This window comes from Nocardia sp. JMUB6875 (assembly GCF_041154655.1).
In the GTDB taxonomy this organism is placed as follows: Bacteria; Actinomycetota; Actinomycetes; order Mycobacteriales; family Mycobacteriaceae; genus Nocardia.
Map to the genome: position 1 here is coordinate 21,854 of NZ_BAAFGR010000072.1, position 15,349 is coordinate 37,202.

Annotated in this window: 20 protein-coding genes; 9 read left to right on the top strand and 11 right to left on the bottom strand. The window is 68.1% G+C overall.

Features of this window, described 5'->3' with window-relative positions:
- The first annotated feature begins 2 nt into the window (after positions 1–2).
- Positions 3–464, top strand: coding sequence for a hypothetical protein (locus ACAM49_RS19830; RefSeq protein ID WP_369637013.1), 462 nt, complete (start codon positions 3–5; stop codon positions 462–464).
- 4 nt (positions 465–468) lie between these two features.
- Here ACAM49_RS19830 and ACAM49_RS19835 read toward each other — a convergent pair whose 3' ends face one another.
- Both ACAM49_RS19835 and ACAM49_RS19840 read right to left on the bottom strand, forming a co-directional pair.
- Positions 469–1,158: a hypothetical protein gene (locus ACAM49_RS19835; protein ID WP_369637014.1), complete on the bottom strand. Its 690-nt coding sequence runs from the start codon at positions 1,156–1,158 to the stop codon at positions 469–471.
- Positions 1,159–1,279: 121 nt separating this feature from the next.
- Positions 1,280–2,221 (bottom strand): DMT family transporter, encoded by a 942-nt coding sequence (locus tag ACAM49_RS19840; protein ID WP_369637015.1) that lies wholly within the window; start codon positions 2,219–2,221, stop codon positions 1,280–1,282.
- 39 nt (positions 2,222–2,260) lie between these two features.
- Here ACAM49_RS19840 and ACAM49_RS19845 point away from each other — a divergent pair, with 39 nt between their 5' ends.
- The gene (locus ACAM49_RS19845) at positions 2,261–2,797 is read left to right on the top strand and encodes a CGNR zinc finger domain-containing protein (RefSeq protein ID WP_369637016.1); all 537 of its coding nucleotides are present in this window, start codon (positions 2,261–2,263) and stop codon (positions 2,795–2,797) included.
- 9 nt (positions 2,798–2,806) lie between these two features.
- Here ACAM49_RS19845 and ACAM49_RS19850 read toward each other — a convergent pair whose 3' ends face one another.
- Positions 2,807–3,655: an LLM class flavin-dependent oxidoreductase gene (locus tag ACAM49_RS19850; RefSeq protein ID WP_369637017.1), complete on the bottom strand. Its 849-nt coding sequence runs from the start codon at positions 3,653–3,655 to the stop codon at positions 2,807–2,809.
- Between the two features lie 281 nt (positions 3,656–3,936).
- On the opposite strand from ACAM49_RS19850, the gene mqo reads away from it, so the two are divergent.
- Positions 3,937–5,430, top strand: a complete 1,494-nt coding sequence (mqo, locus tag ACAM49_RS19855) for a malate dehydrogenase (quinone) (RefSeq protein ID WP_369637018.1) — start codon at positions 3,937–3,939, stop codon at positions 5,428–5,430.
- A gap of 87 nt (positions 5,431–5,517) precedes the next feature.
- A complete protein-coding gene (locus tag ACAM49_RS19860) occupies positions 5,518–6,009 on the top strand; it encodes a PaaI family thioesterase (protein WP_369637019.1) in 492 nt (163 codons plus the stop codon).
- Positions 6,010–6,012: 3 nt separating this feature from the next.
- Here the strand turns inward: ACAM49_RS19860 and ACAM49_RS19865 are convergent, their stop codons facing one another.
- On the bottom strand, positions 6,013–7,020 hold the full coding sequence (locus ACAM49_RS19865) for an aldo/keto reductase (protein WP_369637020.1): 1,008 nt from the start codon (positions 7,018–7,020) through the stop codon (positions 6,013–6,015).
- A gap of 102 nt (positions 7,021–7,122) precedes the next feature.
- Between ACAM49_RS19865 and ACAM49_RS19870 the strand changes: the two genes are divergently transcribed.
- The gene (locus ACAM49_RS19870; RefSeq protein WP_369637021.1) at positions 7,123–7,962 is read left to right on the top strand and encodes a helix-turn-helix transcriptional regulator; all 840 of its coding nucleotides are present in this window, start codon (positions 7,123–7,125) and stop codon (positions 7,960–7,962) included.
- A gap of 1 nt (position 7,963) precedes the next feature.
- Here the strand turns inward: ACAM49_RS19870 and ACAM49_RS19875 are convergent, their stop codons facing one another.
- The 4 genes from ACAM49_RS19875 to ACAM49_RS19890 all read right to left on the bottom strand — a co-directional run bounded on the left by ACAM49_RS19875 (position 7,964) and on the right by ACAM49_RS19890 (position 10,645).
- Positions 7,964–8,953, bottom strand: a complete 990-nt coding sequence (locus tag ACAM49_RS19875; RefSeq protein ID WP_369637022.1) for a pirin family protein — start codon at positions 8,951–8,953, stop codon at positions 7,964–7,966.
- Positions 8,950–9,264, bottom strand: a complete 315-nt coding sequence (locus tag ACAM49_RS19880; protein WP_157393575.1) for a GNAT family N-acetyltransferase — start codon at positions 9,262–9,264, stop codon at positions 8,950–8,952. The genes ACAM49_RS19875 and ACAM49_RS19880 overlap by 4 nt, the downstream gene beginning before the upstream one ends.
- 3 nt (positions 9,265–9,267) lie before the next feature.
- Positions 9,268–9,723, bottom strand: a complete 456-nt coding sequence (locus ACAM49_RS19885) for a carboxymuconolactone decarboxylase family protein (RefSeq protein WP_369637023.1) — start codon at positions 9,721–9,723, stop codon at positions 9,268–9,270.
- 130 nt (positions 9,724–9,853) lie between these two features.
- On the bottom strand, positions 9,854–10,645 hold the full coding sequence (locus ACAM49_RS19890; protein WP_369637024.1) for an alpha/beta fold hydrolase: 792 nt from the start codon (positions 10,643–10,645) through the stop codon (positions 9,854–9,856).
- Between the two features lie 45 nt (positions 10,646–10,690).
- Here ACAM49_RS19890 and ACAM49_RS19895 point away from each other — a divergent pair, with 45 nt between their 5' ends.
- Together ACAM49_RS19895 and ribA are read left to right on the top strand one after the other, a co-directional pair.
- A complete protein-coding gene (locus ACAM49_RS19895; protein ID WP_369637025.1) occupies positions 10,691–11,092 on the top strand; it encodes a MerR family transcriptional regulator in 402 nt (133 codons plus the stop codon).
- Positions 11,093–11,149: 57 nt separating this feature from the next.
- Positions 11,150–11,773 (top strand): GTP cyclohydrolase II, encoded by a 624-nt coding sequence (gene ribA, locus ACAM49_RS19900; protein WP_369637026.1) that lies wholly within the window; start codon positions 11,150–11,152, stop codon positions 11,771–11,773.
- A gap of 12 nt (positions 11,774–11,785) precedes the next feature.
- Here ribA and ACAM49_RS19905 read toward each other — a convergent pair whose 3' ends face one another.
- The gene (locus ACAM49_RS19905) at positions 11,786–12,253 is read right to left on the bottom strand and encodes a MerR family transcriptional regulator (protein WP_369637027.1); all 468 of its coding nucleotides are present in this window, start codon (positions 12,251–12,253) and stop codon (positions 11,786–11,788) included.
- 123 nt (positions 12,254–12,376) lie between these two features.
- Between ACAM49_RS19905 and ACAM49_RS19910 the strand changes: the two genes are divergently transcribed.
- Positions 12,377–12,580, top strand: coding sequence for a hypothetical protein (locus ACAM49_RS19910; protein ID WP_369637028.1), 204 nt, complete (start codon positions 12,377–12,379; stop codon positions 12,578–12,580).
- Between the two features lie 30 nt (positions 12,581–12,610).
- On the opposite strand, the gene ACAM49_RS19915 is transcribed toward ACAM49_RS19910, so the two are convergent.
- Positions 12,611–13,102 carry a histidine phosphatase family protein gene (locus ACAM49_RS19915; protein ID WP_369637029.1) on the bottom strand — a complete coding sequence of 164 codons (492 nt, stop codon included), beginning with the start codon at positions 13,100–13,102 and terminating at the stop codon, positions 12,611–12,613.
- Between the two features lie 227 nt (positions 13,103–13,329).
- Between ACAM49_RS19915 and ACAM49_RS19920 the strand changes: the two genes are divergently transcribed.
- Positions 13,330–14,997, top strand: coding sequence for an FAD-dependent oxidoreductase (locus ACAM49_RS19920; RefSeq protein WP_369637030.1), 1,668 nt, complete (start codon positions 13,330–13,332; stop codon positions 14,995–14,997).
- A gap of 64 nt (positions 14,998–15,061) precedes the next feature.
- On the opposite strand, the gene ACAM49_RS19925 is transcribed toward ACAM49_RS19920, so the two are convergent.
- On the bottom strand, positions 15,062–15,349 hold a 288-nt coding region (locus tag ACAM49_RS19925; RefSeq protein WP_369637031.1), incomplete at its 5' end, for a hypothetical protein.

Consider the following 15,349-nt stretch of genomic DNA (forward strand, 5'->3'; position numbering starts at 1 on the left):
ACATGTCCGCTCGTTGTGGTGTCGTTGCGGCCGCCGGCTGTGCAGCGGCCCTGGCCCTGTCCGTACCGCAGGCCGTCGCGGATCCCGGCGGCGGCTCGGGCGGCTGCGCCCACGGTGGGGTGTTGAGCGGCACCATGATTCCGGGCACCGGCAGTGCCGGGCAGAGCATCCGCCGCGAGGCCGATGTCTGGGGCTGCGCCAGCCCGTTTCTGCCCGGCATCGCCTCGGGTCACTTCAGCGCCGAATTGCCTTGGAACAGTCTGACTTCGCCGTCGCTGGGTCAATTCGCCTGGAACGACGGCAGTGTCAGCAAGGTGATCGGACAACCCAACGGGCTGTGGACGATTGTGGACGGCCCGGGCAGTGGCCACACGTTCCGGTTCGATCTCGCGAGCGAAATGAACGTGTGGTGGTATCACTGGCCCAACAGCATGGCCGTCGAATCGGTGAGTTTCCTGGAGTGAGAACTCAGTTCGCGGGCGGAGCGGGGACGGCGGCGAAGAGGGGGCGGAAGACATTGGAGGCGCCGGGGGCGAGGGTGTCGACGTAGGCGAGGGCGGCGTCGGAGGCCTGATCGCCGCCGGACAGCTGGAGTCCGATGGCGCCGCCGATCACGCCGCCGACGACGGCGAGCAGGGGAGCGGTAATGAAGTCGATGACGAACAGGCCCAGCGGGAACCCGGCGATGAAGCCGATGGTCGCGCCGATCGCCGCACCCGTCGCGACGGCGGGCATGTTGGCCTGGACCACGTCGAAGAAGTGCTGTTGCGCGTCGATGTCGCGGGCGGGCGTCTCGACCTCGGCGACGGGGGTGAGGGTGAGCCGGCGGTTGTCCTGATCGATCTTCGGCGTGAATTCCGCTGTCTTGCCGTCGATGTCGTACTTCAACGGGACGGTGGACACCAGGACACCCGCGTCGTCGGTGACGATGACCGCCTCGCCGTCCCAGGTGGCGAGGAAGTGCCCGGCCTGCAGGGTGCTGACCGCGGAGCGGTGGTCGGTGGAGAGAGCCACGTCGTAGCCGATGTTGTGATCGGTGCCCTGGATCTGCAGGGCGGGCTTTTCGGGCGCCTGGACCGGCTCCGCGGTGGCGGTGCCCGCGACGGTGACGGTGGTCAGGCAAAGGAGGGCGGGCGCAATGTATTTGGTTATACGCACTGTGGCTTCTCTCGAGTTGCGGACTGATTCCCCGACATTTGCGTCAAACTACCGTTATCAACTCGAGATGTGAAGGGTTGCGGCGCATATGAGCAACGCGCCGCGGTGAATTAGGGGCGGGCTAGGGAGCTTCCGGCTCGCCCAGGCGGACCACGATGACGCCGATGAGAATCAAAGCGCCGCCGAGCAATTGGATGGCGGCGGGTGTCTGGCCCAAGAGCGCCCAGGAGAAGAGGATGGCCGCGAGCACCTCGCCCAGGGCCGCGAAGGAGGCCAATCGCGAACCCAGCATGCGGGTGGCGGCAATACCGGTGACATAGGCGATGGACGCGGTCACCACGCCGAGCGCCAGCAGCGGCGCCCACCACGGCACGGTGAACCCCCGGAACGCCACGGATTCGGTGGTGGCGTGCAGCGGCACGATGCCGACCAGCCCGCCCGCCAGAATGCCGAGCCCGCCGACCAGCAGTCCGCCGGTGGCCAGCACGGTGCCCGGCACCGCGTCCCCGGCGTGCGCGGAGAGGATGAAATACGCGGCCGCGCCCACCATCGCGCCACTGGCCCAGGCGATGCCGACCCAGCTGGTATTGGTGCCGGAACGCAGGTTCAGCACCAGGATCAGCCCGACCACTCCGATGATCGCGCCGAGAATGGTTGTGCGCCCGGGCTTCTGGGCGTGCCGCAGCCACAGGTAGATCACCACCGCGATGGGCGCGGTGTATTCGATGAGCAGCGCCACCCCGACATCCATGTGCGCGACGGCGTTGAAGTACGACAGCTGCGCGGTGGCGACCGCGAGCAGTCCATAGCCAGCGAGTAGTCCCGCGTTGCGGCGCAACAGATTCCAATCGCCGCGCAACTGCACCGCGGCGATGGGCATGAGCACGACCGCGCCGAGCAGTACGCGCACGATGACCACGGCGGCCGGACTCCAGCCCGCGTCGATCAGCCCGCGGGCCAGCGGTCCCGAGAGTCCGAACGCGGAGGCCGACAGCGCGGCGGTGAGCAGTCCGGTGCGGAGCCGGTTCGACACCACCACGCTGTCATGAGTCAAAGTCGCCATGACTAATGACGCTACGGCCCGCGCGTGTAATATGTCAACGTGCTTTTCGCTGATGACACGGTGGCGTCCATGGCCGCGGCGGTCGAGCTGGTGAACTCGGCCGAGGACCCGGACACCCTGACCGAGATCCCGCAGCTGGACGCCTTTTTCGTCAAGCACCGCTACACCGGCGCGCATACCCGCACCGCCGCCGAGCTGACCGCGGTCCGGGCCCTGCGCACCCCGCTGCGCCGCCTGCTCACCGCCGACCGCGACACCGCCGTCGAGCTGGTGAACGGCCTGCTGGCCAAGCATCGGGCGGTGCCGCGGCTGGTCCGCCACGACGACATCGACTACCACATCCACGCGGTCCCGGCCGAGGCTCCGCTGGATGTGCGCATCGCCGTGGAGACCGCCATGGCCATGATCGACCTGATCCGCGCCGACGAGCTCTCGCGCCTGTCGGTATGCGCGGACGAGACCTGCGAGGGCATCGTGCTGGACCTGTCGCGCAATCGATCCCGGCGCTACTGCTCCACGGCCTGCACCAATCGCAATGCGGTGGCGGCCTATCGGGCGCGCAAGACGGTCAGCTAATCGGTTCGATCAGCTCAGCAGGTCGGCGAGCCGGTCCACCTGGTCGGCGTCGCGGCCGTAGCAGTAGAACATCACCTCGTCGGCGCCGAGATCGTCGAATTGCCGCACGGCGTCACGGATTTCGCCGGGCGTGGTGAGCATTCCGGCGACCATGTAGTCGGCGCGGCCGGAGAATTCGTAGTACGCGCCCATGGCCGCGCGGGCATCGTCGACCAGGGCGTCCGAGCCGAGCGCGACATTCACCTGGGCGACGATGCGCGGTGCGCCGGGGCGGCCGTGATCGGACCAGGACTTGCGCACGGTGTCGAAGAGCCCACCCGCCCAGGACGGTGCGGCGGCCGCGAGAAAGCCACCGCCCCAACGCCCGACGCGATCGAGCGCGGCGGGCTGGAAGCCGCCGAAGAGCAGTTCGGGACCGCCGGGGGTGAGCGGCGCGGGCCCGATCGGACCGCAGGTGTCGCTGAACGGCTTACCCGCCCAGAGTTCGCGCATGAGCTCGATCTGCTGGTCGAGGCGTCGGCCGCGGGTGCGCAGGTCGGTGCCGGAGGCCTCGTGGTCGTCGGCGCGACCGCCGACGCCGAGGCCGAGCACGAACCGGCCGCCGGACAGCACGTCCAGCGTGGCGGCCTGTTTGGCGAGCAGCGCGGGATCGCGCAGGGGTGCGATGAGCACCTCGGTCTGCAGGCGGATGCGGTTGGTGGCACCGGCGAGCACGCCGAGGGCGACCAGCGGTTCGGGATTGTCGTAAACGAGACGGTCGAGCAGACCGAGGGTGGAGAAGGGGCCGGCGTCGGCACGGCGCGCCCAGTCGAGCAGGGCGATGGGATCGGAAATGGGGAGTCCGAGACCGATGTGCATGGGATGACCTCCATGAGGATATGAGTGGGCACAAACTGCTTGCCGCCCACTCCGCACCTCATCGGAGGTGGATGCTCTCATTCTGCGGCACAACTTCCGGAGAGCATCTCTTGGATTGCGGCAAATATAGGACGATTCCGAATCGGTGCGCAACCCCGCGTCCGCGAAATGTGGTGCGGGCGATAGCTCCGCGTGCGTCGGGCGGGGTTGGGCGATAGGGTTGCTGCGCGTTCTGGCGGGTCGGCGAATGGTGCTAGCGGGAAATGACAACGAGAACACAGGTGCCCCTGCGACCCTACGATGTCGCTCTGATCGGCGGCGGCATCATGAGCGCGACCCTCGCCATGCTGCTCAAACACCTCGAACCCAGTTGGACCATCGCGGTCTACGAGCGGCTGCCCGAGGTGGGGTCGGAGGCGTCGGCGGCCTGGAACAACGCGGGCACCGGCCACGCGGGCCTGTGCGAACTCGATTACACGACCGAGAATCCCGACGGTTCCATCGATATCGGGCCCGCCATCGTGCTCAACGAGCAGTTCCAGCTCACCCGTCAATTGCTGGCTTCGCTGGTGGGCACGGGCATTCTGCGGGATCCGTCGACCTTCATCAACGCGGTCCCGCACATGACGCTCGCGCGCGGCCGCGAGGAAGTGGATTTCCTGCGCCGCCGCCACGAAACCCTTTCCGCGCACCATCTTTTCGCGAATATGCGATTCAGCGACGATCCGAAGGTGATCGGCGAATGGGCGCCCCTGCTCACCGCGGGCCGCGACGAATCCGAGCCGATCGCCGCCACCCGCGACATCACCGGCAGCGATATCGATTTCGGTGAGCTCACCGCCCAGCTGTTCCATTGGCTGCGCTGGCAGGATGTGGAGATCCACCGCAATTGCGAGGTGCGCGGGCTGCGCCGCAACAATGACGGCACCTGGCAGTTGCGGGTCGACTGGCGCACCGACAACGACCGCCTCACCCGAAAGGTGGACGCGCGCTTCGTATTCGCGGGCGCAGGCGGCTGGGCCTTGAAGATCCTGCAGCGGGCGGGCATTCCGGAGGCGAACGGCTACGGCCTGCTGCCGGTCAGCGGCCGATTCCTGCGCTGCGACAATCCCGACGTGGTGGCCGAGCACGACGCCAAAGTGTACGGCCGCGGGCCGGTGGGCGCGCCGTCTATTTCCATGCCGCACTTGGACACTCGCCTGATCGCCGGAAAGCGCGCGCTGCTGTTCGGACCATATCCGGGCGCGAATCCGCGCTTCCTGAAACAGGGTTCGCTCTTCGACGCCCCGGCCTCGCTGCGGCCGGACAATATCGCGCCGCTCACCGCCATGCTGAAGCAGAACAAGGACCTGGCGTGGCTGCTGGTCTCGCAGGTGGCGGCCCGGCGCAAGAAGAAGTTCGCGGCGCTGCGGGAATTCGTGCCCGGCGCCCGCCCCGAGGACTGGACCATGATCACCGCGGGCCAGCGCGCCCAGATCGTGAAGCCGGATGCCGAGCGCGGCGGCGTGCTGGAGTTCGGGACGGAAGTCGTTGCCTCGCACGATGGTTCGATCGCCGCGGTGCTCGGCGCGACGCCGGGGGCCTCGACCGCTCCCGTCATCATGATGGAGGTGCTGGAGCGCTGCTTCCCGCGCTATGCCCAGCTCTGGGAGCCGCGCCTGCGCCGGCTCATGCCGACGCTGGGGCAGAGCCTGGCCAAGGATCCCCGGCTGGCCCGTCAGACCATGGCCAGTACGTCCGAGGCGCTGGGCCTCGAGGGCCGCGTGGTGGGTTGATCCGGCAGGAAGCTGCCGTGGACAAAGCCGCGTCCCGCCCGGTATGAAATTGGAACAGGTTTCAATTTCCGATCGGCGGGAGACATGATGGACAGCGCCACCAAGGACGAGCAGAGCGCGGCCATGGGCGAGATGGTGATGGCGGGCTTCCAGAAGCTCGGCTTCATCCAGTTCACCGGTATCGAGGGCGTCGAATACGCGCCCGGCCGCAATGTGGTCCGCATGCCCGCGCGTCCCGAGCACTTCAACCACAATGGCGACATCCACGCCGCCCTGCTGTTCGGCCTGGCCGAGACCGCCGCCATGGGCGCGTCCATCTCCGGCATCGTGGACCTGCTCGGCGACACCTTCATCGTCGCCCGCGACGGCCGCATCGAATACCTGGCCCGCGCCAAGGGTGAGGCGGGCCCGTTCAGCGCCACCTCGGAACTGTCCGCGGAGACGATCGCGACGACCCGCGCGAACATCCGGTCCCGCACCGAGATCGAGCTGGAGGTGCCGGTGACGATCGCCGACGTCACCGGCAAGCCCGTGGCCAGCGCGGCCTTCACCGCGGTCATTCGCCCACGGCGGCAATAGATCTCAGCGCTCGCTGTCGAGCATGGCCATCTGCTCCGGTGCGTAGCGCCCGCCCGCCACGCCGTCGGCGGGCACGGCCGCCTCGATGGCGGCCAGTTCATTCGCCGAGAGCCGGATATCGGCCGCCGCAGCGGCTTCCGCCCAGCGCTCCGGCTTGCGGGCGCCGATGATCGGCACGATGTCCTCGCCGCGCGACAGCACCCACGCGATGGCCAGCTGGGCCACGGTAACGTCGCGTTCGGCCGCGATCTTCGCGAGCGCGTCGACCAGCCGCAGGTTGGCGTCGAGGTTCGCGCCCTGGAAGCGCGGGCTGTGGGCGCGGAAATCGCTGGGCGCGAACCGCTGTCCGGGCCGCAGGGAATCGCTGAGCAGACCGCGCGAGAGCACCCCGTAGGCGGTGATGCCGATGCCGAGTTCCCGTGCCGTGGGCAGGATTTCGGCCTCGATGCCGCGGGTGATCAGCGCGTACTCGATCTGCAGATCCACGATCGGATGCACGGCCGCGGCCCGCCGCAGGGTATCCGCGCCCACCTCGGACAGCCCGATGTGGCGGATGTATCCGGCCCGCACCAGGTCTGCGAGCCCGCCGATGGTCTCCTCGATCGGCACGTTCGGATCCAGCCGCGCGGGCCGGTAGATATCGATGTAATCGGTGCCCAGCCGCTGCAGCGAGTAGGCGAGGAAGTTCTTGGTGGCCGCCGGGCGGGTGTCCACGCCGCCGAAGCTGTTGTCGGGCCCGCGCAGCGCACCGTACTTCACGCTGAGCAGGACATCCTCGCGCTTGCGGTCGGCCAGCGCCCGCCGGATGAGCAGTTCGTTGTGGCCCATCCCGTAGAAGTCGCCGGTGTCGATGAGGTTGGCGCCGGAGTCGATCGCGGCGTGCACGGTGGCGATCGAGGTGGCCTCGTCGGCCTCCCCGTACATGCCGGACATCCCCATGGCCCCGAGGCCGATGCGGGAGACGGCGGGCCCGGTCTTGCCGAGCTGGACTGTGCTGAGGTTCGTGGTCATGCCGATAACGTTGCGCCGTCCGAGCGGGGTTCGGGAGAGGAGCGTTCATCCAGGGATCAGCGATACCTGGATAGCGGGACCGGGACAGGGGACAGTGGGGGAATGGATCGCACCGAGCTCGCGGACTTCCTGCGCCGCCGTCGTGAGCAGCTGCAACCCGGCACCGTCGGGTTGCCGCCGGGCGCGCGCCGCCGCACACCGGGGCTGCGCCGCGACGAGGTCGCGATGCTCGCGGGGATGTCGACCGACTACTACACGCGCCTGGAGCAGGCGCGCGGGCCACGGCCGTCGGTGCAGGTGCTGGCCGCGCTGGCGCGGGCGCTGCGGTTGACCGACGGCGAGCGGGACCATCTGTACTACCTGGCCGGGCATCAGGCTCCGGCGCGCGGCGGCGACGGCCATGTGGGTCCGGCCATTCTGCACGTACTCTCGAAGCTGGATGACACTCCGGCCGTGGTGATCTCGGATCTGGGCGAGGTGCTGGTGCAGAACCGCATGCACACCCTGCTGTCCGGGGATTATTCGCAGCAGCGCGGTCTGGACCGCTGCATTCCGTGGCTCTGGTTCACGCAACCGGACTCCCGGCGCATCTTCCCCGAGGCGGACTGGGAGGGGTTGAGCCACATGCACGTCGGCACCATCCGCGCCACCGCCGCCCGCCGCGCCGGGGATGCCGACGTGACCGAACTGGTCGCCCGGCTGCGTGCCGCGAGCCCGGAGTTCGAAACGCTGTGGGGTGAGCACGAGGTGCGCTCCGAGCGGGAGCACAACAAGCGCATGATCCACCCGGAAGTCGGTGTGCTGGACCTGATCTGCGAACCGCTGCTCACGCCCAGCGCCACCCGTCACGTGCTGATCTACTACCCGGCGCCGAATACCGATACGCAAGAGAAATTGGATCTGTTGCGCGTCATCGGAACTCAGTCACTGAGCAGTCGTTGATTCATTCGTGCGGAACTCCGCACCGACGTTTGCGCGGCTTCAAATGCAGGCCGGGCAGCGGCGGCGCCGGGATCCGCTGTTCGGGCGTGTGCCCGGCGATATCGGCGAAACGGCCGATATCGTGCTTCTCCCAATCGTTTCGGGCCTGCTCGATCTCCTCGTGACTGCGCGCCACGAAGTTCCACCACATGACCAGATCCTCGGCGAACGGTTCGCCGCCGAGCAGCAGCAGATGCGCGCCTTCGGTGTCGTGCAATCGAATCGAGGACCGGTCGCTGCCCAGATAGAACAGGCTGCCGGGTTCGACCTTCGTGCCGTCGATTGCCAGCGCGCCCTCGATCACCAGTACCGCGTGCTCGAATTCGGGATTCAGCGGCAGTTCGGCATCGGCTCCGGCCCGGACCGACAGATCCGCGCCGACGATCGGGGTATAGGCGGTGGCCGCCGAGGTGACGCCGCCGAGTGACCCCATCAGCACGGTGCCCGAAACGGCATCCGCGATCGTGAATGTCGGCAGCTCGCGGTGCTGCTCGAAATGCGGTGCGATATCCCGGGATTCATTCGGGAGCGCCACCCACAACTGCAATCCGTGCCCCGAGACGTGGCCCGGCACCCGGTATTCCGAATGCGCGATCCCGTGCCCGGAGGTCATGATGTTCAACTGCCCGGGCTCGATCTCCACATCCGATCCCACGCTGTCGCGGTGCCGGATGCGACCGTCCAGGGGCCAGGTGACCGTCTGCAATCCGATATGCGGATGCGGGTCGATATCGTGCCCGGTCGGATTGGTGGCCGAGCTGGAGCCGAAGTGGTCCAGGAAGCACCAGGCGCCGACGGTGGGCAGGTCACGCTGCGGGAGGGTCCGGAAGACCGTCACGCCGCGGACGCCGCCCAGCGGCACCTCACGCGCCGGAAAGAATTCCGCGCGCGGCCCGGGCCGCCCGGAGGATTCACACAGTGACGCTTCCGGTTTCGGCTCCAGGTCGCTCATCGCTTGATGCCCTTCCCTACCACGTACTCGTCGTATTCCGGGTGTTTGTCCAGCCAGCTCTTGATGAACGGGCAACGCGGCACGATGACGCGGCCGCGCGCGATCACATCCTTGATCGCCTCCTGGGCGAGCAGATTCGCCAGGCCCTTACCGCTGAATTCCTGATCCACCTCGGTGTGAATGAAGGTGGTGTCGTTGTCGTCCCGCTCGCGGTACTCGCTGAACCCGGCGAGCGAATTCCCGTACCACACCTCGTACCGGTGTTGCGCGTCGTTGCGAACGACTGCGGCCGCCACGGCCTGTTCGCTCATTGTTCAGTTCTCCTTCCGCACCCGCACCGGATGTTTGCTCATAATTGACACGCGATTGAACGCGCCGATAGTGGTGGCAGCCCAGATGAGGACAGACATCTGGTCATCCGACAAATGTTGCCGCGCAGCAGCATACTCACGCCGCATGCTCTCTTCATCCGGCAACGAAGTCACTGTTTCGGCGACCTGCAACGCGGCCTGCTCGATTTCGGTGAACAGGTAGGGGCTGCGCGCCCAGGCGGGCAGCACATCCAATTGCTGCTGGGTGATTCCGGCCTCGCGCGCGAAACGGGAGTGCAGGTCCAGACAGAAGGGGCAGCCGGTCAATTGGGAGACGCGCACGTTCACCAGTTCCATGACGGCGCGGTCCAAACCGGCGGCCGTGGCGGCCTCGCGGATGGCGAGGGCGACGCTCTCGAGTGCGTGGAAGACCCCGGGCGTCTGCTTGTCGATCCACACCCGGTCGTGAGTTACGGACTGCATAGTGGCTGCATCGTAAGCCGAGAACGTGAACCATGCCTTCCGGTCTGAAAATTGGGTGTTCCGGCCCGGGGTCTTCCAGATGAACCGCGGCGTCCGCGCGTCGAAATCAGCGGGCCGCGGCCGCGCGCTGCTTCGCGAAGAAGCCGAGCACCTCCGCGTGCCAGGCCTCCGGCTGCTCGATCATGACGACATGGCCGCCGGGCAACTCGGTGTACTTCGCGCCGGGAATGCCCGCCGCCTGCTCCCGGGCATTGGCCGGATCGGACAGCAGATCGCCGGTGAGGCCGATGACCAGGGTCGGCACCGTGATCCGGGCCAGATCCGCGCGCACGTCGATCTTCTCGATCAGCGCCGCCTGCGCCGCGGTGCCGCCGGGGATATTCGCCGCGGTCTGCGCCAGGATCTCCGAAAGCTGCTCGGCCGGAATGGCATTCACGAAGTCCTTGCTGAATCCCGCCAGCATGACGTAGCGCGCGAACGACTCCCGGTCCCCGGCGGCCAGGGCCCGCTGCCACAGATCGACATTCATCAGCCCCCGATTGTCGAGCTTGGCGAAGCCGCCGGTGAGCACCAGCCCCCGCACCCGCTCGGGGTGGCGGACGGCCGCGCGGATCGCGACCGTGGTGCCGAGCGAGAACGCCACGATGCTGAAGGTCTCGGCCCCGTTCGCGACCGCCTCGGCCACCAGGGCGTCGGCGAGGCCGTCCAGGGTGAGCGGGGTGTCGTCGGCGGGGAAATCGGAGCCGATCACCAGATGATCCTGGGCGAGTAGGGGGATCAGCCCGCCGAAGTTGGCGTCGATGCCGCCGCCCCCGCCGTGCGCCAGCACGATGGCGGGTCCGGAGCCGGTGACCTGGGTCTTGGCGAGGACGATGTCGTGGGAAGAAATGTTCGTCATGCCGGCGACGTTAGGGATTCACATGGGTGTGAAGGTCAACGCGATGTGCGGGAGGTCACAGTGCTGATCGGCGAACTGTCCCGGGTCACCGGCGTCCCGCCGCGGCTGCTGCGCTACTACGAGGAGCAGGGACTGCTTGTCCCGCATCGCGATTCGAACGGCTACCGCAGCTACGGCGACGCGGCCCCCGAACGCGTGCACCGCATCCGCGCCCTGCTCGACGCCGGACTGCCCACCCGCGACATCCGCGAATTGCTGCCCTGCGCTACCGATTCCGGCTTCCAGCACTGCGACCACTCGCGAAAGGTGGTGAGCGACGGCCTGGATCGCATCGACGACCAGATCGCCGAGCTCACCCGCCGCCGGGAGTTGCTGGCCCGCCAGCGCGAGGCCGTCCTGGCCGAGCCGTTCCGTCCCGGACCGCGCGGATCGTTCGCGCTGGAATAACCCCGCGATCGCCGGGGTTCAGCTCGAACGGAACGGTCTCTGGCTTCAGGAGCACGCATGAGCAGCACCTTCGTCGGCGCGAGCGTCCGCACCCGCGTGCGGATTCCGCTGACCTTCGCCGACGGGTACTCGACGACCGCGGAGGCGGTCACCTTCGACGGCCTGGCCGACGGTCGCGAACACCTCGCTCTGGTCCTGGGGGACCCGGACCTCGGCGCGACGCCGCTGGTGCGGTTGCACTCGGAGTGCCTCACCGGTGATGTCTTCGGCTCGGCCCGCTGTGACTGCGGACCCCAGCTGCGCGAGGCCGTGGAGCGCATCGCCGACACCGGCGGCGTGCTGCTCTACTTGCGTCAGGAGGGACGCGACATCGGGCTCTACAACAAGCTCGACGCCTACGCCCTGCAGGATTCGGGCCTGGACACCTACCAGGCCAATACCGAACTCGGCTTCGACGAGGACGCGCGCGACTACACCGCCGCGGCCCAGATGCTGGCCGCGCTCGGCATCGCCGAACTCGACCTGCTCACCAACAATCCCGACAAGGTGCGCCAGCTCAGCGCCCTGGGCGTGATCGTGCGCGACACCCTGCCGACGGGCGTTCACGCCAATCCCGACAACCTGCGCTACCTGCGCGCCAAGGCCGACCACACGGGGCACACGATTCGCCTGGTCGGCTGAGGCCGCTCAGGCTCAAACGGTTTGGCGGGCACTGCCGTTCGTCTTGACCGGTGGCGGATCGCATTTCGGGCCGCCCTCGTACAGCTCGATCTTGTAGTCGAGGACCACGAGGGTGGACCGCAGTTCCTCGATCTGGGCGAGCACCTCTTCGCGGGTGCGGCGGAACATCTCCAGCCGCTGCGGATAGGTGTGCTCCCCGGCCCGCACCAGTTCGGCGTATTTCACCATGTCCGCCACCGACATTCCGGTGCGCCGCAGCTTCCCGATGAAGGCGAGCCAGTCCAGATCCCGGTCGCTGAACCGGCGTTGGCCGGAATGGTCGCGACCCACGTAGTCCATCAGCCCGATGCGCTCGTACCAGCGCAAGGTGTCGCGGGTGAGGCCGCAGCGCTCGGATACCTCGCCGATCGAATAGCGCGGCCGCTCGTGCTCGGCCATGTCCCGCGGTGCGGTGGTCTGCTGTACCGGTGGTGCGCTCATCGTCTCGCCCCTCTCTTCCCAACCCTGACGCTAGCGGGTTGGAGTGCACTCCAAGCAAGCCTACGGGGGCGCGAAGTTTCGATCAGTCCTGGCGTGCGCCGATTTCGGGCCTACGCTGGGTGCATGGCTGGAAAAGACATGGATCGGATCAGGGCGCGCTCGGCCCTGGAGACGGCCAAGGAGAACCCGGTGATCACCGCCATCGCCGCGCTGCCCGTCGTGGTGGTGCTGGGCGTGGTGTGGTGGCTGCTCGGCTTCTGGCCCGCGCTGCTGCTCCTGCTGGTCTTCGGCGGCGTCGTGGTGTGGAAGGGCAAGCTACTCGGCTGAGTCGCTCCCGGCGGTTCCGCCGGGTCGGCTCTACCGCGGCACGTGGAAGCGCACCAGCTCGCCCGTGCCCGGGTCGGCGCTCGCCCACGGCCGGTCGAATTCGATGACCGCCAGCGCGGAGGTGGGGAATTTCGCGCTCAGCTCCTCGGCCGGTCCGGAGTCGCGGTTGGCCGCCAATTCCCATGCCGTCCACGGCATTCCGGGGGAGTGGCCGATGAGCAGCAGCGTCTCGACGGCGTCGTCGGTGAGCTGGATCAATTCGATGAGGGTGTGCGGCGACGCCTCGTAGATCGACTTCTCGTAGGACACCGGCGCGGTGATGCCGGTGGCCGCCAGCGTCTCCCGGGTCCGCGTCGAACTGGAACAGAGCACGGCGTCGATGCCCGGCTGGGTGGCGCGCAACCAGTCCCCGGCCAGTCCGGCCTCCCGGCGTCCGCGCGGAGCCAGCGGACGCTCATGGTCGGGCACGCCCTCGGGATAACCGGATTTACCGTGTCGCATCAAGATGAGAGTCCGCACCATAGGTATTACGGTAGGTCTCCTCGAGTGCAGCCCGGAGACCGGACTCACAGCGGTACCGATCGGTGCCGAGGCGAGACAGTGCTCACACTCGAGGCACACTGAAGGTGGCGTCACATCGCAGTGCCGACACCCGATGGAATGCCGCCTATATTAGAACGTGTTCTACCGACCTCGCTCGAACCCCGAGCGGAGTAGCACCACGCGACAGTTTCGAGGATCTGCGAGATATGGCCTATGTGATCACGCAGCGTTGTTGCAACGACGCCAGCTGCGTACCCGAGTGTCCGGTCGATTGCATTCGTCCCACCCCTGAGCAACGCGAGTTCGCCACGACCGAGCAGCTCTACATCGACCCGGACACGTGCATCGACTGCGGCGCCTGCGTCGACGCCTGTCCGGTCGACGCGATCTTCTCCGAGGACGACCTGCTCGCCTCGCTGGCGCGGTTCAAGGACATCAATGCCGCGTACTTCGAGCGGCATCCGCTGGAGTCCAACTTCGAGCCGCTGGTCGCGCCCACCCGCGCGCCCAAGGAACTGGGCACGCTGCGCGTCGCCGTCGTCGGCGCGGGCCCCGCGGCCTGCTACGCCGCCGAGGAACTGCTGCGCCGCGCCGACGTCGAGGTGGAGCTGTTCGACCGGCTGCCCACCCCGTACGGCCTGGTGCGCGCCGGCGTCGCGCCCGACCACCCGGGCACCAAGTCGGTGGCGGGCCTGTTCGAATCGGCCTTCCGGCGCGAGGCGCTGGCCTACCGGCTGAATGTCGAAGTCGGCAAGCACATCTCGCACGAGGAACTCCTCGCACACCACCACGCGGTCATCTACGCCGTGGGCGCGGCCACCGACCGCCGCCTCGGCGTGCCCGGCGAGGACCTGCCGGGCAGCCACTCCGCCACCGAGTTCGTGGCCTGGTACAACGGCCATCCGGACTTCGCCGACCGCGAGTTCGACCTGAGCGGCGAGCGCGCCGTCATCGTCGGCAACGGCAATGTGGCCCTCGATGTGGCCCGCGTGCTCACCGTGAACCCGGACGAGCTGGCCAAGACCGATATCGCCGACCACGCCCTGGATGCGCTGCGCCGCAGCAATATCAAGGAGGTGGTGGTGCTGGGCCGCCGCGGTCCGCTGCAGGCCGCCTACACCTCGTCGGAGTTCCTGGCGCTGGGGCATCTGAAGGGCGTCGACGTCATCGTCGATCCCGAGGACCTGGTGCTGGATTCGGCCTCGCAGGCGCAGCTGGACGATGCGGAGATCGAGCCGTCGCTGAAGCTGAAGTACACCCTCGCCGAGGAGTACGCCGCCGGCAAGCGCAACCCGGACCACAAGCGAATCGTGTTCCGCTACCTGGTCTCGCCCACCGCCATCACCGGCGCGGGCAAGGTCGAGGCCGTCGAGTACGTGCACAACGAGCTGGTCGAGGAGAACGGCCGCAGCGTGGCCCGCGCCTCCGACCGCACCGGCACCCTGGAGGCCTCCCTGGTGCTGCGCTCGATCGGCTACAAGGGCGAGCCCGTCGCGGATGTGCCGTTCGACGAGTCCAACGGCGTCATCCCGAACGCCAAGGGCCGAGTCCTGGCCGACGGCAACCCGGTTCAGGGCGTGTACGTCTCGGGCTGGATCAAGCGCGGCCCGCGCGGCGTCATCGGCTCCAACCGGGTCGATTCGCAGGAGACCGTCGATCAGCTGATCGAGGACTTCACCGGCGGCAAACTGGCCGCCCCGCAGGGCAACCGGGCCGCGCTGGACGCGCTGCTGGCCGAGCGTCAGCCGGATCAGGTCGGGCGCGAGGGCTGGAAGGCCATCGACGCGGCCGAGAAGACCGCGGGCAAGGCCGGTGGCCGTCCGCGGGTGAAGTTCACCAAGATCGAGGACCTGCTCAAGGCCGCCAAGGGGTAAACCCTCGAAACAATCGCGGCCCCATCCGAATCCGGATGGGGCCGCTTTGTATGCCGGGCTCGGCCTACTGCGCGCCGAGGTTGATCAGCAACCCGTCCTTCGCGCACATGGACGGGAAGGCCGGTTCAGGCTGGGCGTTGCAGGACCAGCCGTCGATGGTCGCCACATCGCTGGTGCTGATCGTCTGTGCGTACTTGGTCGCCACATTGATGGCCTCCGTGCAACCCACCGTCCCCGCCGAGGTGGCCACCGCGATCACCGTGCGGGTCCCGCCGCCCGCGTCGGTCACGGTGCCGCAGTTGACATTGCCCGCCGGCGTGGTGGTGGTCGGCGGGGGCGTGGTGGTCGGCGC